The organism is Glutamicibacter sp. BW77, from assembly GCF_002332285.1.
GTDB classification, from domain to species: domain Bacteria; phylum Actinomycetota; class Actinomycetes; order Actinomycetales; family Micrococcaceae; genus Glutamicibacter; species Glutamicibacter bergerei.
The window spans coordinates 72,077-89,489 of record NZ_NRGT01000075.1 but is presented as its reverse complement, the minus strand read 5'-3'; the positions used below and the strand labels follow the sequence as shown (position 1 = coordinate 89,489).

18 protein-coding genes and 1 tRNA gene are annotated in these 17,413 nt (G+C 55.3%); 10 read left to right on the top strand and 9 right to left on the bottom strand.

Annotated features, from left to right (window positions below; translation table 11 throughout):
• Positions 1-43: 43 nt before the first annotated feature.
• The 4 genes from CIK74_RS14590 to CIK74_RS14575 form a co-directional block, all read right to left on the bottom strand.
• Entirely contained in the window at positions 44-1,045 is a 1,002-nt protein-coding gene (locus tag CIK74_RS14590; RefSeq protein ID WP_096256931.1) for an NUDIX hydrolase, read from the bottom strand.
• On the bottom strand, positions 1,045-3,261 hold the full coding sequence (locus CIK74_RS14585; RefSeq protein ID WP_096256930.1) for an RNA degradosome polyphosphate kinase: 2,217 nt from the start codon (positions 3,259-3,261) through the stop codon (positions 1,045-1,047). The genes CIK74_RS14590 and CIK74_RS14585 overlap by 1 nt, the downstream gene beginning before the upstream one ends.
• An 85-nt stretch (positions 3,262-3,346) precedes the next feature.
• The gene (gene mshD, locus CIK74_RS14580) at positions 3,347-4,306 is read right to left on the bottom strand and encodes a mycothiol synthase (RefSeq protein WP_096256929.1); all 960 of its coding nucleotides are present in this window, start codon (positions 4,304-4,306) and stop codon (positions 3,347-3,349) included.
• Positions 4,307-4,356: 50 nt separating this feature from the next.
• A complete protein-coding gene (locus CIK74_RS14575; protein ID WP_096256928.1) occupies positions 4,357-5,013 on the bottom strand; it encodes a response regulator transcription factor in 657 nt (218 codons plus the stop codon).
• A gap of 128 nt (positions 5,014-5,141) precedes the next feature.
• Between CIK74_RS14575 and CIK74_RS14570 the strand changes: the two genes are divergently transcribed.
• The 3 genes from CIK74_RS14570 to CIK74_RS14560 all read left to right on the top strand — a co-directional run bounded on the left by CIK74_RS14570 (position 5,142) and on the right by CIK74_RS14560 (position 7,835).
• Positions 5,142-5,876 (top strand): hypothetical protein, encoded by a 735-nt coding sequence (locus tag CIK74_RS14570; RefSeq protein WP_096256927.1) that lies wholly within the window; start codon positions 5,142-5,144, stop codon positions 5,874-5,876.
• A gap of 256 nt (positions 5,877-6,132) precedes the next feature.
• The gene (locus tag CIK74_RS14565; RefSeq protein ID WP_096256926.1) at positions 6,133-6,747 is read left to right on the top strand and encodes an FABP family protein; all 615 of its coding nucleotides are present in this window, start codon (positions 6,133-6,135) and stop codon (positions 6,745-6,747) included.
• A 2-nt stretch (positions 6,748-6,749) separates the two neighbouring features.
• Complete coding sequence (locus tag CIK74_RS14560) at positions 6,750-7,835, top strand: folate-binding protein YgfZ (protein ID WP_096256925.1); 1,086 nt, start codon at positions 6,750-6,752, stop codon at positions 7,833-7,835.
• 71 nt (positions 7,836-7,906) lie between these two features.
• Here CIK74_RS14560 and CIK74_RS14555 read toward each other — a convergent pair whose 3' ends face one another.
• The 4 genes from CIK74_RS14555 to CIK74_RS14540 form a co-directional block, all read right to left on the bottom strand.
• A complete protein-coding gene (locus tag CIK74_RS14555) occupies positions 7,907-8,935 on the bottom strand; it encodes an ATP-dependent 6-phosphofructokinase (RefSeq protein WP_096256924.1) in 1,029 nt (342 codons plus the stop codon).
• Positions 8,936-9,156: 221 nt separating this feature from the next.
• Positions 9,157-9,399 (bottom strand): PspC domain-containing protein, encoded by a 243-nt coding sequence (locus CIK74_RS14550; RefSeq protein WP_096256923.1) that lies wholly within the window; start codon positions 9,397-9,399, stop codon positions 9,157-9,159.
• A 14-nt stretch (positions 9,400-9,413) separates the two neighbouring features.
• Complete coding sequence (locus CIK74_RS14545) at positions 9,414-9,656, bottom strand: hypothetical protein (protein WP_096256922.1); 243 nt, start codon at positions 9,654-9,656, stop codon at positions 9,414-9,416.
• A gap of 12 nt (positions 9,657-9,668) precedes the next feature.
• The gene (locus CIK74_RS14540) at positions 9,669-11,015 is read right to left on the bottom strand and encodes a PspC domain-containing protein (protein WP_096256921.1); all 1,347 of its coding nucleotides are present in this window, start codon (positions 11,013-11,015) and stop codon (positions 9,669-9,671) included.
• Positions 11,016-11,139: 124 nt separating this feature from the next.
• Here CIK74_RS14540 and CIK74_RS14535 point away from each other — a divergent pair, with 124 nt between their 5' ends.
• Both CIK74_RS14535 and CIK74_RS14530 read left to right on the top strand, forming a co-directional pair.
• Entirely contained in the window at positions 11,140-12,411 is a 1,272-nt protein-coding gene (locus CIK74_RS14535; RefSeq protein ID WP_096256920.1) for an ATP-binding protein, read from the top strand.
• Entirely contained in the window at positions 12,404-13,081 is a 678-nt protein-coding gene (locus CIK74_RS14530; RefSeq protein WP_096256919.1) for a response regulator transcription factor, read from the top strand. Before CIK74_RS14535 ends, CIK74_RS14530 begins: the two co-directional genes overlap by 8 nt.
• Before the next feature lie 65 nt (positions 13,082-13,146).
• On the opposite strand, the gene CIK74_RS14525 is transcribed toward CIK74_RS14530, so the two are convergent.
• Positions 13,147-14,346 (bottom strand): pyridoxal phosphate-dependent aminotransferase, encoded by a 1,200-nt coding sequence (locus CIK74_RS14525; protein ID WP_096256918.1) that lies wholly within the window; start codon positions 14,344-14,346, stop codon positions 13,147-13,149.
• A gap of 261 nt (positions 14,347-14,607) precedes the next feature.
• Between CIK74_RS14525 and CIK74_RS14520 the strand changes: the two genes are divergently transcribed.
• The 5 genes from CIK74_RS14520 (at position 14,608) to rplA (ending at position 17,379) form a co-directional block, all read left to right on the top strand.
• Positions 14,608-14,680 (top strand) — tRNA-Trp (locus CIK74_RS14520).
• Positions 14,681-14,796: 116 nt separating this feature from the next.
• Positions 14,797-15,051: a preprotein translocase subunit SecE gene (gene secE / locus CIK74_RS14515; RefSeq protein WP_096257076.1), complete on the top strand. Its 255-nt coding sequence runs from the start codon at positions 14,797-14,799 to the stop codon at positions 15,049-15,051.
• Positions 15,052-15,123: 72 nt separating this feature from the next.
• Positions 15,124-15,981 (top strand): transcription termination/antitermination protein NusG, encoded by an 858-nt coding sequence (gene nusG / locus CIK74_RS14510; RefSeq protein ID WP_096256917.1) that lies wholly within the window; start codon positions 15,124-15,126, stop codon positions 15,979-15,981.
• A gap of 128 nt (positions 15,982-16,109) precedes the next feature.
• On the top strand, positions 16,110-16,541 hold the full coding sequence (rplK, locus tag CIK74_RS14505) for a 50S ribosomal protein L11 (protein WP_096256916.1): 432 nt from the start codon (positions 16,110-16,112) through the stop codon (positions 16,539-16,541).
• Between the two features lie 136 nt (positions 16,542-16,677).
• Positions 16,678-17,379 (top strand): 50S ribosomal protein L1, encoded by a 702-nt coding sequence (gene rplA, locus CIK74_RS14500; RefSeq protein ID WP_096256915.1) that lies wholly within the window; start codon positions 16,678-16,680, stop codon positions 17,377-17,379.
• The last annotated feature ends 34 nt before the right edge of the window (positions 17,380-17,413 follow it).

Genomic DNA, 17,413 nt, shown 5'->3' with positions numbered 1-17,413 from the left:
GTCATAGTCGCTTTTAAGGGTAGATGCAACGCGTGTCCAGCGGTTAGTCGTGATAAGGCGCGTGGATCTCCACCGAAACGAACTTATGTTTGGATCCGGGCACCTGATGGGCGACAATAACTCCGCCCGGTTCTAAGAATGGATCACTGCTCGGCAGCACCGCGGCGGCCTTCGCCGGAAGCTTAGAACGCAATACTGCAATGACTAACGGAAGCACCGGGCGATGCATGCACACCACCTGAGAGCGTGTCTTGGCAACGAGCTTCTCAAGGGCGCGGGTGGCCTTCTCTGGTTTTCGATTGGCCGCGTGCTCGGTGATCGCGTTGATGGTCTTCAATTTGATCTCGTGCAGGGACACGTAGGGGGTCACCGTTTGGACACAACGAATCCAGGGGGAAGAAGCGACATGTGATGGACGCCAAGCTTCGAGCATCCGGGCCACCGCGAGCGCCTGCCGTCTGCCGGTAGCAGCTAACGGACGTTCCCCCTCAGCACGAGTCCATTTGCCGCGCGGCTTCGCTTTGGCATGACGCACGATGATCAGAGGCATGCTTTCTAAACGCTGATGGGCATGTGCCTTGATCAGGTCATCGAGCGGAGCGATATCCGAGGGGTTAGTTAACTGCTCCCGAGCCTGTTCTGCCTGGACCCAGAGCGACTGATCACATTCGCTCCCGTCGGGTTGCTCAATGATTCCAGCACCAACCTGTGCCGCCCAATAGTAGACAACCTTCGTTTTGTTTTTGACCGTGTATGCGGTGGCCGCTAGCGGCAGTCCCAGGGTGATGTTCAGCCCGACTTCCTCGCGGACCTCCCGAATCGCGCATTCGGGGATTGATTCTCCGGCGTCAAGCTTGCCCTTGGGCCAAGACCAATCGTCATAGCGCGGACGGTGGATGAGCAACACCTGCAATTGTCCATGTTCAATTCGCCAAGGGATCGCCCCGGCCGCAATTACCTCAAATTCGCCGAGTCGGATCTCTTCGGCATCGCTGGAACGTTGCAGTGAACAAAGCACCAAGCGGGAGTCTGGAGTACTGGTCACTAGTTGTGCAGCCCGCTCATTCGACGTCGGGCATGTTCTTCCATGAGCCAAAATTGGATATCCGTCAGCGGGTTTCCATCGGCATCACGATGATGTCGGGTCCAGGCCCCGTCGGGTCCCAAATGCCAGCTCATGGTGGAGTCATCCATATAACGCTTCATTAGTCCCGTCATGGTATCGATGTCTTCCTGATCGCGGAGTGAAACCAATGCTTCCACTCGACGATCCAGGTTTCGATGCATCATGTCGGCGCTGCCGATATAGACCAAGGGGTCTCCGGAATTAGCAAAGACGAATACTCGGCTGTGTTCCAAGAATCTGCCGAGGATCGAACGAACCTCGATGTTCTCGCTCAAGCCTGGAAGACCTGGGCGCAACGCACAAATACCGCGCACGATCACATTGACTTTAACCCCGGCCTGGCTGGCTCGGTACAGCGCGTCAATAATGGCTTCATCAACCATCGAGTTGACCTTGATGTAGACCGAGGCATCTTTCCCCTCGGCGGCACTGCTGATTTCTTTTTCAATCAATTCAAGTAGCCCGGTACGTACGGTGCGTGGGGCCACCAGCAACCGGTGATAGGTGGAGCGCGGGGCGTAACCCGAGAGCTGATTGAAGAGTCTTGAAACGTCTTCGCCTACGGCTTCATCACAGGTCAGTAAGCCGAAGTCCTCGTAATAGCGGGCCGTGCGTGGGTGGTAGTTACCGGTGCCGATATGGCAGTAGCGACGTAGCTTGTCGCCTTCCTTACGAACCACCAAGGAAAGCTTGGAATGAGTTTTTAGGCCCACAATCCCGTAGACCACGTGCACGCCGGCTTGCTCCAGTTTGCGGGCCCAACTGATATTTGCCTGCTCATCAAAGCGGGCCTTAATTTCCACCAGGGCCAGGACCTGTTTGCCAGCCTCCGCAGCGTCAATCAATGCGTCAACAATGGGGGAGTCTCCACTGGTGCGGTACAGGGTCTGCTTGATCGCCATGACCTTAGGATCAGCGGCTGCTTGCTCCAAGAAGGCCTGCACCGAGGTGGAGAAGGAATCGTAGGGGTGGTGCAACAGAATGTCGCGCCGGCGGACCGCACCAAAAACGTTGGCGGCCTTCGCGGTTTCCGATTCGTTGAGGAATCGGGAGGTATGGCCAACATGCTTGGTGTAGTGCAGTTCGGTCCGGTCCAAGGATGCGATAACACCGAGCCCACGTAAGTCCAGTGGAGCGGGAAGTCTGAAGACCTCGTCGTCTTCGATATTTAGTTCGCGCACCAACAGTTCGAGGATCTGCGGATTAACATCATCGACGACTTCCAAACGAACCGGTGGGCCAAAGCGGCGGCGCAACAGTTCCTTCTCCAAAGCCTGGAGAAGATTTTCTGCATCGTCTTCTTCAACCTCTAGGTCCTCGTTACGGGTCACCCGGAAGAAATGATGCTCCACGATTTCCATACCTGGGAACAACAGATCCAAGTGCACCGCGATGAGTGCTTCAAGCGGGATGAAGCGTGCGGTGCGTTGGGAGGAGTGAGCGGCTTTGACACCATCGATGCCTACTAGCCTGGCAATGGTGTCCGGCACCTTCAGACGGGCAAACAGTTCCTTGCCGGTCAGTGGATTGCGCACTACCACTGCAAGGTTCAGCGATAGCCCCGAGATGTACGGGAACGGGTGGGCAGGATCCACGGCGAGCGGGGTGAGTACCGGGAACACCTGGGAGACGAACCATGCGGAGAGTGTTTCGCGTTCGGTATCGCCTAGCTCGTCCCAACGAGTAATGCGAATGCCTTCTTCGGCTAATGCCGGACGTACCTGGTCGGCAAAAACCATCGCATGTCGGGTCTGCAGTTCATGAGCTGAATTGAGCAGCAGTTCAAGCTGGTCTACCGGGTTCATGCTGTTGGCTGCGGGAACTGCCATGCCTGTGGCAATACGGCGTTTGAGCCCGGCCACACGCACCATGAAAAATTCGTCCAGATTTGAACCGAAGATTGAGAGAAAATTGACTCGTTCAAGCAGCGGCAGGCTGGCGTCTTCGGCGAGTTCTAGGACTCGCGCGTTGAAGTGCAACCAAGATAGTTCGCGGTCCAAGAAGCGTTCATTGTTAAAATCACCCTCGGGGTGCCGCACGGGCGATTTTATCGCCGGCTCAATGCGGTCCTCATTCATCTTGGATGCTGGCACATCACGAAGTTGTGATGCCGGCTGTTTCGGGGTGGTAGTCATCTACTTAACTCGCTTCTTTCTGCAAGTGGAAACCTCATTGCACCTCAACGCACCGTTCAAAAACTGGTTTATCGCTGGGGCACTATTATTCTATCGGCTGTGGGCCGTACATGATGTCGGTGTCCCAAAGTGTGAAGCCCAATGACCGGTACAGGTTTACCGCAGGCTCATTATCTGCGTCTACGTACAGCAGTACCGAGCCAACGCCGAGCTCCAGCAGGTAGTTCACACCCATAGCCGTCAAGATTCGGCCCAGACCCAAGCCTTGTGCCTCGGGAATCACACCGACGACATATACCTCGCCCATCGGGCGAACCTCGTCGGCTGTTGCTGGATGGATCTTGGTCCAGTGGTAGGCGACCAACTGTTCTTCTGCATCAAAAGCCAAGAAGAAGCCCGTAGGGTCAAACCAGTCCTCGGCCATGCGTGAATCTAGATCCGTCAAGGTCAGCGAGCCCTGTTCCGGGTGATGCGCGAAGGAGGCGCTATTTGCTGCCAACCAGGCAGGCTCGTCCTCGCCCACGCGGAAGGTACGCACCGTGCTGCGTTGTTTGAGTTCGGGAACTTCTAAAGCTTCGGAATCATCACGACGTAACTTGTAAAGCTCGCGCACGGTGGCAAGGCCGATGCCGGCTGCTAACTTTTTAGCTGCTGGATGTCCACCATGAGCCCAAGCCTGAATGCTGCTCAATTCAAGGTCTTCGCCTAGGTGTTCAAGCAACGCTGAACCAATTCCTTGCTCGCGGTGTTCTGGATGCACCACAAGTTCTACCACCCAGCTATTTGACGTGGTGTCACGTACCGCGACAAGCACGCCGACCAAGGCAGTTTCCCCTGGTTCTAGCTGGAGTTCTGCGCGCAGGCTGAGTACCGATTCGGCGGAATCTTCCGTGGCTAGAGCCACCAGAGTCTGGTCGCTGAGCGGGGGATTCCCATCGGATTCTTGCGCCCTGGTGGCAAGTTTGCGAACGTCGGAAAGGTCGCGTTCTTCCAGTTCACCTTGCGTTTTTTGGATGGACAAAGTTGTCTGTGGCAGTTCGCTCATACCTTCACCTTAGCCCGATGATCCGCGCGTGGACTAGTAGCGGAACAAACTTAAACTTCGCTGTGGAAGCGGTAGCCGACATTTCGCACGGTGCCAATCAATTGTTCGTGATCGGTACCAAGCTTTGCGCGTAAACGACGCACGTGAACGTCCACGGTTCGAGTGCCTCCGTAGTAGTCGTAGCCCCACACCTCGTGTAGTAGCTGTTCACGGGTGAATACTCGGCCAGGAAATTGCCAGAGATATTTGAGCAGCTCAAATTCTTTGTACGTCAGATCCAGCATGCGGCGATCGATTCGAGCGGTGTAACTAAGCTCATCGATGGTTAATCCGGAAGTGTTCTTCGGAGCAACGGTTTCGGGCTGCGCCGAAAGGATCAGTCTGATACGTGTTTCGAGTTCTCCGGGTGCCGCGGTGGGCATGATGAAATCCGAAACGTTCCATCCTGCGTTCAACACTCCAAGGCCACCCTCGCCAATGACCAAAAGCAGTGGCAGGTTGGCTGTAGAGTGTATGGTTTGCGCCAAGGTTCGGGCCGCGACTAGGTCGGTGCGAGCATCAAGAATGACCGCTTCGCTCTCACCTAGTTGACTTAGAGCCTCGGAGTTTGCAGGCAGGCAACGAACTTCGTGAAGCAGTAGTTCTAACGCCGGAAGTACCTGAGCGCCGGTGTCTGCATTATTGCTCAGGAGCAGTAGGTGCGCCATGACGGACTTCCTCCTGCCAAATAGTTACAAAAATTTAGTTTTTACGTGTCACAGTATAAGGAAAGAACCATTCAAAGCGTGCATCTGGACATGCAAGTGCCCCGACTATTACCGATGGGAAATTTGGTTTGCGAATCAAGGTACTGATCAGTGGGCTGCTGGCGGCCGCCCTATTGCTTGGAGCTGCCGCTTGGAGTTCGGTGAACTTTGCAATGGCAGTTGTCGCCGTAGTGGTGCAACTAATTTTTGCCTACGCTTGGCCTCGTATGACACGTTCGGAGACTCCGTGGACCCTGAGCGTGATCCTCTCGATCTGTGCGTTAGCGTCCACCGCGGCAACCCTTTTTATGCCCGGAGCCACGCAAACTTCACATAGCGTGGAGGTCATTGCCGCCGGCGTGCTATTAATTTTCATTACGCAAGTATTGCGTGGTGCTTCCTCCGAGGGACGACTAGCCGGTGTGGTCTCTGGAGTGACCGGTTTGGCCATTGTGACCCAGGGTGCCGGGTGGGCTGCGATTGGGCTTACCGACGGGGCACTTGGGACCACCCTGACCACGTTGTTGGCGCTGCTCGGTGCCGGAGCTATCGCGATTACCCGCTGGCCTGACCGCATCACCTTTATCCTTGCACCGCTTATTGGTGGCGCCCTTGGTGCGCTAGCTAGCGCGTTGACCTTTGGCCCGGACTGGGCTCCGGCGCTTTGCATCGGAATTCTTTCAGGACTGCTGGTCGGTAGCTTGCGCGCGTTGGCTTTGTCCTCGCGCAGTGTGCGCACTATCTCAGGAGTACTCGCGCTAGCCTGTGGAATCTTGCTGCTGGCCGGGGCACTGAGCTGGTATGCGATGGCCTTGTTGAACTAATTGAAGAAATGTGATGCCTGCTTCGTCACGAGTGTCGGAAATGGCAAGGCGCTCGGGCTAAGATGTAGGCATGAATGAAAATTACCTTGCACTCGAAATTTTCTTCCTCGCCTTGCTGACCGTTGCAGGTCTGGGCATGGCCGGATTCGCTGGACTTGTTGTAAAGCGTCTTTTCAAGGGGCAGAAGTAAAAATAGCGCACACAAAAATGTGTGCGCTATTTTCATTTAACGAGGCTTTAAGGAGCAGCTAGTTTAATGGCTTTTGATATTCCCACGGATCTCACGCCGGAACTCGTCCCCTTTGCTTGGCTTATTGGTAGCTGGGAAGGGACCGGGCGCCTCGGTGAAGGGGAAGAGTCGGATCCGCACTTCTGGCAACATGTCACCTTCCGCGACGTTGGCGCACCATATCTGGAATACCGTAGCGAGGCGTGGCTGACCGATGCCGATGGCACCAAGCTACGCATCCTGTCCGTGGAAAACGGTTTTTGGGCGTTAGAACGCCAACAGCAAGATGCCGACGCCGGTCCAGGAATGACGCCCGGAGATATCTTCCCGGCACTACGTTCGGCAGATGATGTGCAGAAATTGCACACCAAAGAGGGATTTAAGATCCAAGCTCATATTGTGCAGCCTGGCGGAATCTCCGAACTTTATTACGGGCTCATTGATGGCCCGCGTATCCAGCTGGCCACCGAAGCGCTACTGCGTAGCAAAAATGCTAAACAGTATGCCTCGTCCACCCGAATGTATGGACTCGTTAACGGAAACCTGTTCTGGCGGTGGGATGTTTCCTTAGGCAACAACGACCTCAAGGCACATGCCTCGGCCGCCCTCAAGCGCGTCACTGCAGAAGCGATGGAATCCTAAAGATGAGCGAAAATTCGTACCGATCGGTACTCCTAGACCGACAGTCAGCGATTGCAGGTACCGGTGCAGACGCCGGTGTGGCATCCCACTACGGTGCACCCACCCGCGAAGCCCGTGACCTCTTTGCGGGCAAGGCCATTGCTGATCTAAGCCACCTGGATGTGTTGGAGCTACGCGGTGAGGATCGCCAAAGCTGGTTGAACACGCTCAGCAGCCAATCGATCACCAACCTGAAGCCCGGAGAATCTAGCCAGGCGCTGCTGCTCTCGGTGCAGGGACGTATTGAGCATGAGATGAAGGTGCTCATTGACACCGATCGGGTACTGCTCATTACCGAGCTTGGCCGTGCCGAGCCACTGCGTGAATTCCTTAATTCAATGCGATTCATGTTGCGTGTAGAGATTACGAATCTCTCCGAAACCCACGGTGTACTCGGTGCAGTGCGCGAGATTCCCACCTGTAATGACCTGGTGTGGCGTAACCCTTGGCCACAGGTCAACGCTGGTGGCTGGGCCTACTCACGCGAGGACCACCCCGGTCTGGAGCGCCCTTGGTTCTTGCGTATTGTTGAACTTGATCGACTGGCTCAGGCCGTTGGCGAGGAACAGCTTGCCGGAACAATGGCTGTGGAGTCTCTTCGCATCGCGGCGTGGGAACCACGCTTTGGCTTTGAAAATGATGACAAAACCATTCCGCACGAGCTGGATTGGTTGCGTACCGCGGTACACCTAGACAAGGGTTGTTACAAGGGCCAAGAGACCGTTGCCCGGGTGCACAATATTGGACACCCGCCACGTCGTCTGGTCTTTTTGCACCTAGACGGTTCGATGCATACTCTTCCAGCCGAGGGCTCGGAGATTAAGCTTGGCGAACGCACCGTTGGAAAGTTGACCTCGACGAGCCTGCACTTCGAAGCGGGTCCGATTGCCTTAGGTGTCATCAAGCGCAATGTTGATCCCGAAGCGGTGTTGACCGTGGTGGATGGCGAAAGTAATTATCCGGCCTCACAAGAAGTTATTGTGGCCCCGGACGCCGGACAAACCGCTGGCCGGTTCACCGGGTTCTTGCGTACCCCACCGAGCAAGTAACACTCCACGCATCAAAAATGGTCGTGTCCTTCCGGATTCCGGAAGCACACGACCATTTCTTTTAACGTGTTTTAGCCGAAGAGCACACGCGCCTCTTCATAACGATCGGTAGGTACACGTTTGAGGTTATTCAACGCCGCTCGCAGTGGCACCCGGTTTACCTTGGTGCCATGAATAGCCACCATGGTGCCCCATGCCGAGTCCGCCACCGAATCTACAGCTGCCATACCTAGACGCGTGGCTAACACCCGGTCGAAGGCGGTGGGGACGCCACCGCGCTGGATATGTCCCAGTACCGTGGCGCGAGTTTCTAATCCCGTCTGTTCTTCGATAAGTGGGGCGAGCATTTCACCGATGCCGCCCAGCCGTGCCCGGCCGAAACTATCCACCCCGCGCACGGAAAACGCTTCATCAAGACCTTCGGGAACAAAGCCCTCGGAGACAACAACGAGCGGGGCGCGTCCACGCTCGTGTGCTTCGCGGACCCACTGGTAGATTTCCTCCATGGTCGTGGAAACCTCGGGGATCAGGATTGCGTGAGCGCCGGAGGCCATGCCAGCGTGCAGGGCAATCCAGCCCACGTGCCGTCCCATCACTTCGGCGATCATGCACCGGTGATGTGAATCGCCGGTGGTGCGCAACCTGTCGATTGCTTCAACGGCAATCTGGTTGGCGGTATCAAAACCGAAAGTGTAGTCGGTGGCATCAAGATCATTGTCGATAGTTTTGGGCACACCCACCACCGGCAAACCGGCCTCGCATAGGCGCTGTGCGCCGGCCAGAGTTCCTTCGCCACCGATGGCAATCAGTGCATCGATTTGGTGCTCTTTGAGCATTGCCGCGATATTTTCCGCCCCGCCATTTTCACCTTCAAAAGCGTTGGTGCGTGAGGTTCCCAGAATGGTTCCGCCTTGTTTGGCGATACCGCGTACTGCGGTGCGTGGCAGCTCGAAGTAGTCTGCGTCTTTGACCCCGCGCCAGCCATCGCGGAAGCCAACAAATTCATAGTCGTAACTTTTGATGCCGTTGAGCACGGCTCCACGAATCACTGCGTTGAGACCCGGGCAGTCGCCACCCGAGGTCATGATTCCAATGCGCATTAACCCTCACTTAGTAAGCAGGGAAGACCTCGAATATTCGGTGAACCTAAGAAATATTATGTGCATTAGGCGCCGGATATCCGAGGAAAACCCTTCGGACGTCTTTCGATTCCGCGCGCCATTGAGCATCGAGTTGTGTTCGATTCTACGTGTTTAAAACCACAAGAGCGAGTTGCCTCCACTACTAATGGAAAGCAACCCGCTCTATGGGGAAGAGATGATTAAAACTTGCGGAGCATCTTCTGCAACACAATGCTGTCGTCCTGCGCCGGGATGAGCAGCCACGCCACGATGTAGGCGCCAATACCAATGACCGGTAGGAGGAAGGAAAGCAGCATGCCAATGCGTACCAAGGTGACATCCCAACCGAATTTTTCGGAAATGCCGCCGGCGATCCCGGCGACCATGCGGGCTGGACCGCGGCGTAGTGGCATTGAACGGATCTGGTTAAAGAAGGTATCCATGATTTCTCCTGAAGTTATTTGTTGTTGCTAGAAAAGTTGTCGTTGTTCTTGAGTTTAGCTTTGCGTGCCGACGCAATACCCGAAAAAATCATGGCTACACCGGCCAATGCTACGAGGCTGATGAAGAATAAGGGAGTGTCGAACTGCCAGTTAAAGACGGTCTGGCTGAGCGAGGCAAGCGCAATGACGATCAGGATCAGACCGAAAACCAGCGTGCCGGCAGGGAACTTTGATTCGCTCTGTGGTGAGGTGTTCATGGTGTCTGCTCCTTAGAAATCTGTCTTGGTTTCGGTGAGGCCCGGTGTTGAAATGCTGGTGTCAAAACTGGAAAAGACACCATCAATCTTGACCGTGAGCACCGGAGCGTCTGCTGGAAAATTCATGTTGTCCTGGGGCAACTGCGCACCATCATTGGAAAGAAAAAGCCCGTTAGTTTCGATTTGGACCGGCACGTTCGCCGGTAAGGCAATATCAAGCTTCGAAAAAACTGAATCAATTTCAACGGTTTTTGGGGCGGTGATGTTGTTCAGGCCCCGTAAATCCACGGTTGAACTGCTGAAGACCGCGCTGTACTCACTGTCCTTATCAGCTGACTGATAAATTCCGTTATTTCCCGGGCGGAAGTCTGAACCGGAAAAGACGACCGTTAGGACGAGCAGGGGGATTGCTAGTCCTAAAAGCCCGCCACTGGTGCGATTTGAAAGTGCGGCAAAGACCATGGACAGGCCCACAAGGAACAAACCGGATGCTAAAGCTACGGACCAACCGTTTCCTGGCAGATCCACCATCTTGAGGTAGTCGAGGCTGAGAATCAGTGCGACGGCTAGAACAGTCACACCGAGGATTACCGTTGAGACCCATCCGGGGATCGGAGGAGCGTTGCGTAACTTCTTTGCCGGCTTACCGAAGGGTGGATCCTCATGTGGCGGCGTGTGGCGTGGCTCTTGGCCGGCGCCGTAAGTATCGGGTTCCACTGGCTTCTCCTCAAACTTCGGTTGCTGCTGACGTGTGGTGGCGAAGGAAGTGGTCGCCGAATCTGCGGCAGTCGGCATGGTCGCGCTGACGCTAAAAGATGACTCACCGGGATCTCGCCACGGAACTTCGATGACCGACCCAGTGCGCGGATGGGGCACCGACGTGGTGTCCGTCGCTGGAGTTTTTGTTTTGTGATCCTCCGAATGTGGAGCTTTAGACCCGGCGAACTTACTGTTTCTGCGGCTAAAGATCACAAATGCGATACCGGCAATCACCAAGACCGGCCAGAGCACTGGTGCCACGGTACTCAGAAGCCACGGGGCAACGAAGATGCCAACACCTAGAAAAATGGAAGCACCGGTTAATGCAGCGGCCCATTCTTTGTTGACAATAGCTTGTTCCAAATGGATTTTTCCGCTGGTATCAGCCAGTAAGGCCCAAGCAATCGCGTAAATAATGAGCCCGAAGCCAGCCAACAAACTCAGTGCAACAAAAACGCCACGCACCAACACGACATCAACGTTGAGTCGAGTGGCGATACCGGCCGCGACACCGCCGAGCCACTGCGAGTCTTGGCGATTAATGCCTGCGCCGCGCAGTCGCTCAAAGATATTGCTGGGTGAAGGGTGTTCGTTGTTCATGCTTCAATCCTCTCGCGTGAAGCGTGTTGACGCTATGAGGGGCTACCCTGATTCTTCCCCTAGTGGACCCCCACTTCTGCTCCAAGCCCAGTTTTATTCTGAGGATCATGCTTGACTTGTCACTATGGAAAGTTCTGAGCAGCGCACTTCGATTGTTCGCAGCGATTCGGGGCTCATCGCGGGGGTATGCGGCGGGTTAGCGGCGCACCTTGGATTCCCGGTGAGCTATGTTCGTTTCGGATTTGTCGCACTGACCGCGTTAGGCGGGGTAGGAGTGCTGCTCTATGCCTGGTTGTGGGTTTTTACCCCTAGTGCCGAAGAATCCAAAGCAGACCAACTGCGTTCGTGGGGGACAAGCAGGCGAACGCTCGCCGAAGAAATGGGTCGTGTTCAGCAAGGGATCCCAAGCCCTAAGGAAATGACAGCGAAGCTCGCCTCCTGGCGGGAGACGCTCATGGGTACCGGCTTATTGCTTATTGCGGTGTTGGCCTTAGCGCAATGGCTGGGACTGAACATCCGCTGGGACCTGATCTGGCCGGCCATGGGCATTGTGGCTGGTGTGCTTTTGGCTTGGCTGCAGATTGATGGGCAGCGTTTATCTGGGGATAGCAAGTCCAGGGCAATGGTGCTCGGACGGTTGATCCTGGGGCTGATTCTTGCCATCGGTGGGTTACTGGCTATTTTGAGCGGTACCGTGAGCACCTCGGATCTAATCGGTGGTATGTGGGCGGCGTTAGCAATTATTGCCGGCGCGGTGGTGGTGTTGCTGCCGTGGGGTGCCCGCTTGTGGCGTGATTACCTCGCCGAGAGAAGTTCTCGCCAAGCCGCCGCACAGCGTGCTGACTTTGCCGCGCACCTACATGATTCGGTCTTGCAAACACTGGCTGTGATCCAAAAACGTAGTGATGATCCGGCGGCCGTGCGTACCTTAGCCAGGGTGCAAGAACGTGAACTGCGAGCATGGCTTTATGAGACCGAAGACCTCGATGAAGAAGACGTTGTCGTGGAGTTGCAGTCCGAAGCAGATAATATCGAAAAACTGATGTTACGTGATGTTGATGTGATTGCAGTGGGTCATGCCAAAGGATTCGACGGACAACAGGCTCTAGTCGCAGCAAGCCGCGAGGCAATGATGAACGCGGCGAAACATGCCGAAGGAAAGATTTCCGTATATCTAGAGTGCAGCAAGGAACTGGTAGAAATATTTATCAGGGACCGAGGCAGTGGCTTTGATGTCGAAGCCATTGAAGAGGATCGGCATGGGGTGCGCGAATCGATTATTGGACGTATGGAGCGTGCCGGGGGCAAAGCCGTAATCCGCAGTAGTGAAACCGGCACCGAAGTGGCCTTGAGCATGCCGCGAAGCAGCGAGCAGGAAGAACAAAACAATGAGTAGCGAACTGAGCAATGAGCAGAACATTCGTGTTGTCCTAGTTGATGACCACGGAATTTTCCGCTCCGGCCTACGTGCGGATCTCAGCGAAGATCTAGTGATCGTTGGCGAGGCAGGCAGCGTCGAGAGCGCCATCGAGGTCATCGAGCGAGAGCGCCCCAACGTGGTGCTGCTCGACGTGCATTTACCTGGTGGGCGTGGTGGCGGAGGTGCAGAAGTACTTGCCGGCTGCGCGCATCTTTTGGGCAACACTAAGTTTTTGGCGCTCAGCGTTTCAGACTCCGCACAGGACGTCGTCACCGTAATTCGTGCCGGAGCGCGCGGATATGTCACCAAGAGCATTTCCGGGACAGAGATCTCTGACGCGGTCCGGCGGGTGGCCGGTGGGGATGCGGTCTTCTCGCCACGGCTAGCAGGGTTTGTGCTGGACGCCTTTGGAAGTTCCAGTGTGGCCGAGGTGACGGGCATCGATGAAGAGCTTGATCTGCTTTCGGACCGTGAACTGCAAGTGATGCGTCTGATTGCGCGCGGGTACAGCTATAAGGAAGTAGCCAAAGAACTATTCATCTCAGTGAAAACTGTTGAATCGCATGTATCTAATGTCTTGCGCAAACTACAGCTTTCAAATCGCCATGAGCTCACCCGTTGGGCAGTAGACCGAAAAATCCTCTAAGAAACCGGTAAAACACGTATGGCTCGATCCTCAAGGATCGAGCCATACGCGTTTTGCTTGAAGATTTATTCGGTGTCGCCTAGCAATTTAGCCATGCGTGAGATACCCTCGGCGAGGTCTGCATCGCCTAGCGCGTAGGACATGCGAATGTATCCCGACGGGCCAAAGGCTTCACCAGGAACGACTGCTACTTCAGCCTGCTCAAGAATGAACGCGGCTAGCTCGGCGCTCGTGTTGTTCACAACTCCGCGGATCTTGCGACCTAAGAGGCCACGCACGTCCGAGTAGGCGTAAAAAGCACCATCGGGCATTGGGCAGTGCAGCCCCTCGATAGAGTTCAACCCCTGGACAATAGCCAGACGGCGACGGTTGAAAGCCATCTTCATTTCTTCAACCGCATCCAGTGGACCGGCAACGGCGGCCAAAGCTGCCCGTTGGGATACGTTGGCCACGTTTGAAGTCGCATGGGACTGCAGGTTAGTGGCGGCCTTGATGACATCTAGTGGCCCGGCCATCCAGCCCACGCGCCAACCGGTCATGGCGTAGGTTTTGGCGACACCGTTGAGGATGACCACACGATCCTCGAGCTCAGGGACCAGCGTGGCGATCGAGTTGAAGGTAACATCCCCATAGGTGAGGTGTTCATAGATTTCATCGGTGACTACCCATAGACCCTTGGATGCAGCCCAGCGACCAATTTCGGTGATTTGCTCCGCGGTGTACACGGCGCCGGTCGGGTTAGACGGTGACACAAACAGAAGGATCTTTGTTCGTTCGGTGAGCACCGACTCTAGTTGTTCAATGGTGACCTTGTAGCCTTGCTCGGGTCCGGCAAAGATTGATACTGGCACACCACCGGCGAGCTGGACGGACTCCGGGTAGGTTGTCCAGTACGGTGCGGGGATGATGACTTCATCGCCTGGATCAAGCAGGGCTGCAAAGGTGTTGTAAACCGCTTGCTTGCCACCGTTGGTCACCAGTACCTGAGATCCGCTGAGCTCGTACCCGGAATGGCGCAAGGTCTTCTCGGCGATTGCTTCGCGAAGCTCCGGCAGACCTGCTGCGGGGGAGTACCGGTGATTCTTTGGATCCTTGGCTGCCTCGACTGCTGCCTGGACTATGTAGTCCGGGGTTGGGAAGTCCGGCTCGCCGGCGCCGAATCCAATCACTGGACGGCCGGCGGCTTTGAGTGCTTTCGCCTTGGCATCTACTGCGAGGGTGGCGGACTCGGAGATGGCGCCGATGCGGCGAGAAATTCTAGACATAGAAAGTGCATCCTGACGGTACGTGAGCTGCTGTTACCTGCAATCCTAGTAGCCTGCAATTAGCTATGCTCGGCGAAGTCGGTAAATGACACGAACAGTTTATGATCAGTGGCGCGGAATGCGGTGTGCGACACACAGCGGGCAGTCAGTTCGACATTTGCTATTTCGTTGCGTAAAGTTATTTCTCGTTGCTCAGACATCGACAACGACATGGTCAAACACCTATCGGCTAAGATGTGAGTAGTAAGAGCGGTAGCTCAAAGGGTAGTGGCGCAATTGGTAGCGCAGCGGTCTCCAAAACCGCAGGTTGCAGGTTCGAGTCCTGTCTGCCCTGCGCAGTTGCGATAATAATCGCACAGCGAATCTCAAATCACGGTGTGTTGTGGTCGGTCCGGCTGCGACGCACCGTGATTGTTTCAACTGGCCAAAAAATTTGAAACGAGGATCAAGTTGAGCGAATCAGCTGCCGTTAATCCCGGAAACGGTGACAAGGCAAAGAAGGGCTTCTTCGGACGCATCTTCCTTTTCCTGCGCCAGGTAATCGCGGAACTAAAAAAAGTCGTGACCCCAACGCGGAGCGAGCTGATCAATTACACGCTCGTCGTAATCGGTTTTGTTTGCATCGTCATGTTGATCGTTACGGTGCTTGACCTCATTTTGGGCCAAGGCTCGATCCTCCTGTTCACTAATCAGCCAGAACAGTAAATTATTTGCCACGGCGGTATAATCGCCGGCAGGTAGTTAGATGTCATTCAGTCAAAGAAAGCAGGAGCTGCAGTGTCCGACAAGGAACTCGAACCGCAGATTAATGACGAGGTCGAAAACGAGTTCGTTGAAACTGAAAGCGAGCAGGTAGAAACCTCCGCTGACGTTGCGACAGACGAGACCGAAGCTCCAGCCGTTGTTGCTGAAGAAGAAGTTCAGACCGAAGTTGTTGAAGCTGAAACTGAAGAAGCTGTCACTGAGTCTGCAGAAGACGAAGTAGAAGCCGATGAAGAAGAAGCGGATTCTGAAGAAGACGTAGTCGCAAAGCTCAAGGAAGAATTCCGTTCGAAGCTGCGCCGTCAGCCAGGTGACTGGTTCGTTATTCACACCTACGCAGGTTACGAAAACCGCGTCAAGCTGAACCTTGAGACTCGTATTCAGACCCAGGACATGGATGATTTCATCTATGAAATCCAGGTTCCGATGGAAGAAGTCGTTGAGGTCAAGAACACTCAGCGCAAAATCGTTCGTCGTGTACGTATCCCGGGCTACGTCCTGGTTCGTATGGAACTGACCGACGCTTCGTGGGGTGTAGTTCGACACACTCCAGGCGTCACCGGCTTCGTAGGAAACGCTCACGATCCGAACCCTTTGAACCTTGACGAAGTGTTCTCCATGCTGGAGCACACCGTGGTTGATCCGATCGAACAACCATCGGCTTCCAAGCCAGGCCGTTCGCCAATCACCGAAGTCACCGTCGATTTTGAGGTCGGAGAAGCGGTTACCGTCAACGACGGTCCATTCGAGACCATGCCGGCGACGATTTCCGAAATCAAGCTGGAATCTGCTCAGCTGGTTGTCCTCGTTTCGATCTTCGAACGCGAGACCCCAGTGACCTTGAACTTCAATCAGGTCACCAAGATCCAGTAGTATTAAGTCTTCGTGCCCCATTCCGTTTGCTTTACGGGGTGAGGGCGCGTTCGGCTGTCGCGCCACGACAGCCACAACCCGTAACACGCTCCTGTGTTATGGGAACTGCAAGAGCATAAGGACCCGACATGGCCCCAAAGAAAAAGGTCACTGGACTCATCAAGCTGCAGATCAATGCAGGTGCCGCTAACCCGGCTCCGCCAATTGGTCCTGCACTTGGCCAGCACGGTGTCAACATCATGGAATTCTGCAAGGCTTACAACGCAGCGACTGAGTCGCAGCGCGGTAACGTTGTACCAGTTGAAATCACCGTGTACGAAGACCGTTCATTCACCTTCATCACCAAGACTCCTCCAGCTGCAGAGCTGATCAAGAAGGCTGCTGGCGTTGCTAAGGGTTCAGCTACCCCGCACACCGACAAGGTTGCAAAGCTGACCCAGGCACAGGTTGAAGAGATCGCCAACACCAAGATGGCTGACCTCAACGCTAACGACTTGGCTGCCGCCTCGTTGATCATCGCCGGTACCGCCCGTTCCATGGGCATCACCGTCGAAGGCTAATTTTTAGCTTTTCGTAGTTCACCTCGGTGACTACACCAAAGAATTTATTATCAAGGCGAGCAGGGAACCCCCAGCTTGCCCGTGGCAGGACCGGGCGCGGTCCATATGACCACGACTGCATAAGGAGATAACGCAGATGGCAAAGCGCAGCAAAGCATACGTAGCCGCCGCGGCTAAGATCGTGGCTGACAAGTTCTACGAGCCAACCGAGGCAATTGCCTTGGCCAAAGACATCGCAGGCGAAAAGACCAACTCGACCGTTGAGGTTGCTTTCCGCTTGAGTGTTGACCCACGCAAGGCAGACCAGATGGTTCGCGGTACCGTGAACCTTCCACACGGCACCGGTAAGACCGCCCGCGTGGTTGTCTTCGCCAACGGTGACAAGGCAGAAGCAGCCCGCGCAGCCGGCGCTGACTTCGTAGGCTCGGACGACCTGATCGAAAAGATCCAGGGCGGCTGGACCGACTTCGACTCGGCCGTAGCAACCCCAGACCTCATGGGTAAGGTTGGCCGCTTGGGTAAGATCTTGGGTCCTCGTAACCTGATGCCAAACCCTAAGACCGGCACCGTGACCATGGATGTGGCCAAGGCTGTTACCGACATCAAGGGTGGCAAGATCGACTTCCGCGTCGACAAGCACGCCAACCTTCACTTCATCATCGGCAAGGCTTCCTTCGAAGCCAAGCAGCTGAACGAGAACTACGCAGCAGCACTGGAAGAAGTACTTCGTTTGAAGCCTTCTTCTTCCAAGGGCCGCTACATCTCGAAGGCGACCATCTCGACTACCTTCGGTCCAGGCATCCCTGTTGACTCGAACGTAACTCGCGTCGAGGCCTAAGCCTTACGAGTACTAAAACCGCGGGGTAGATCAG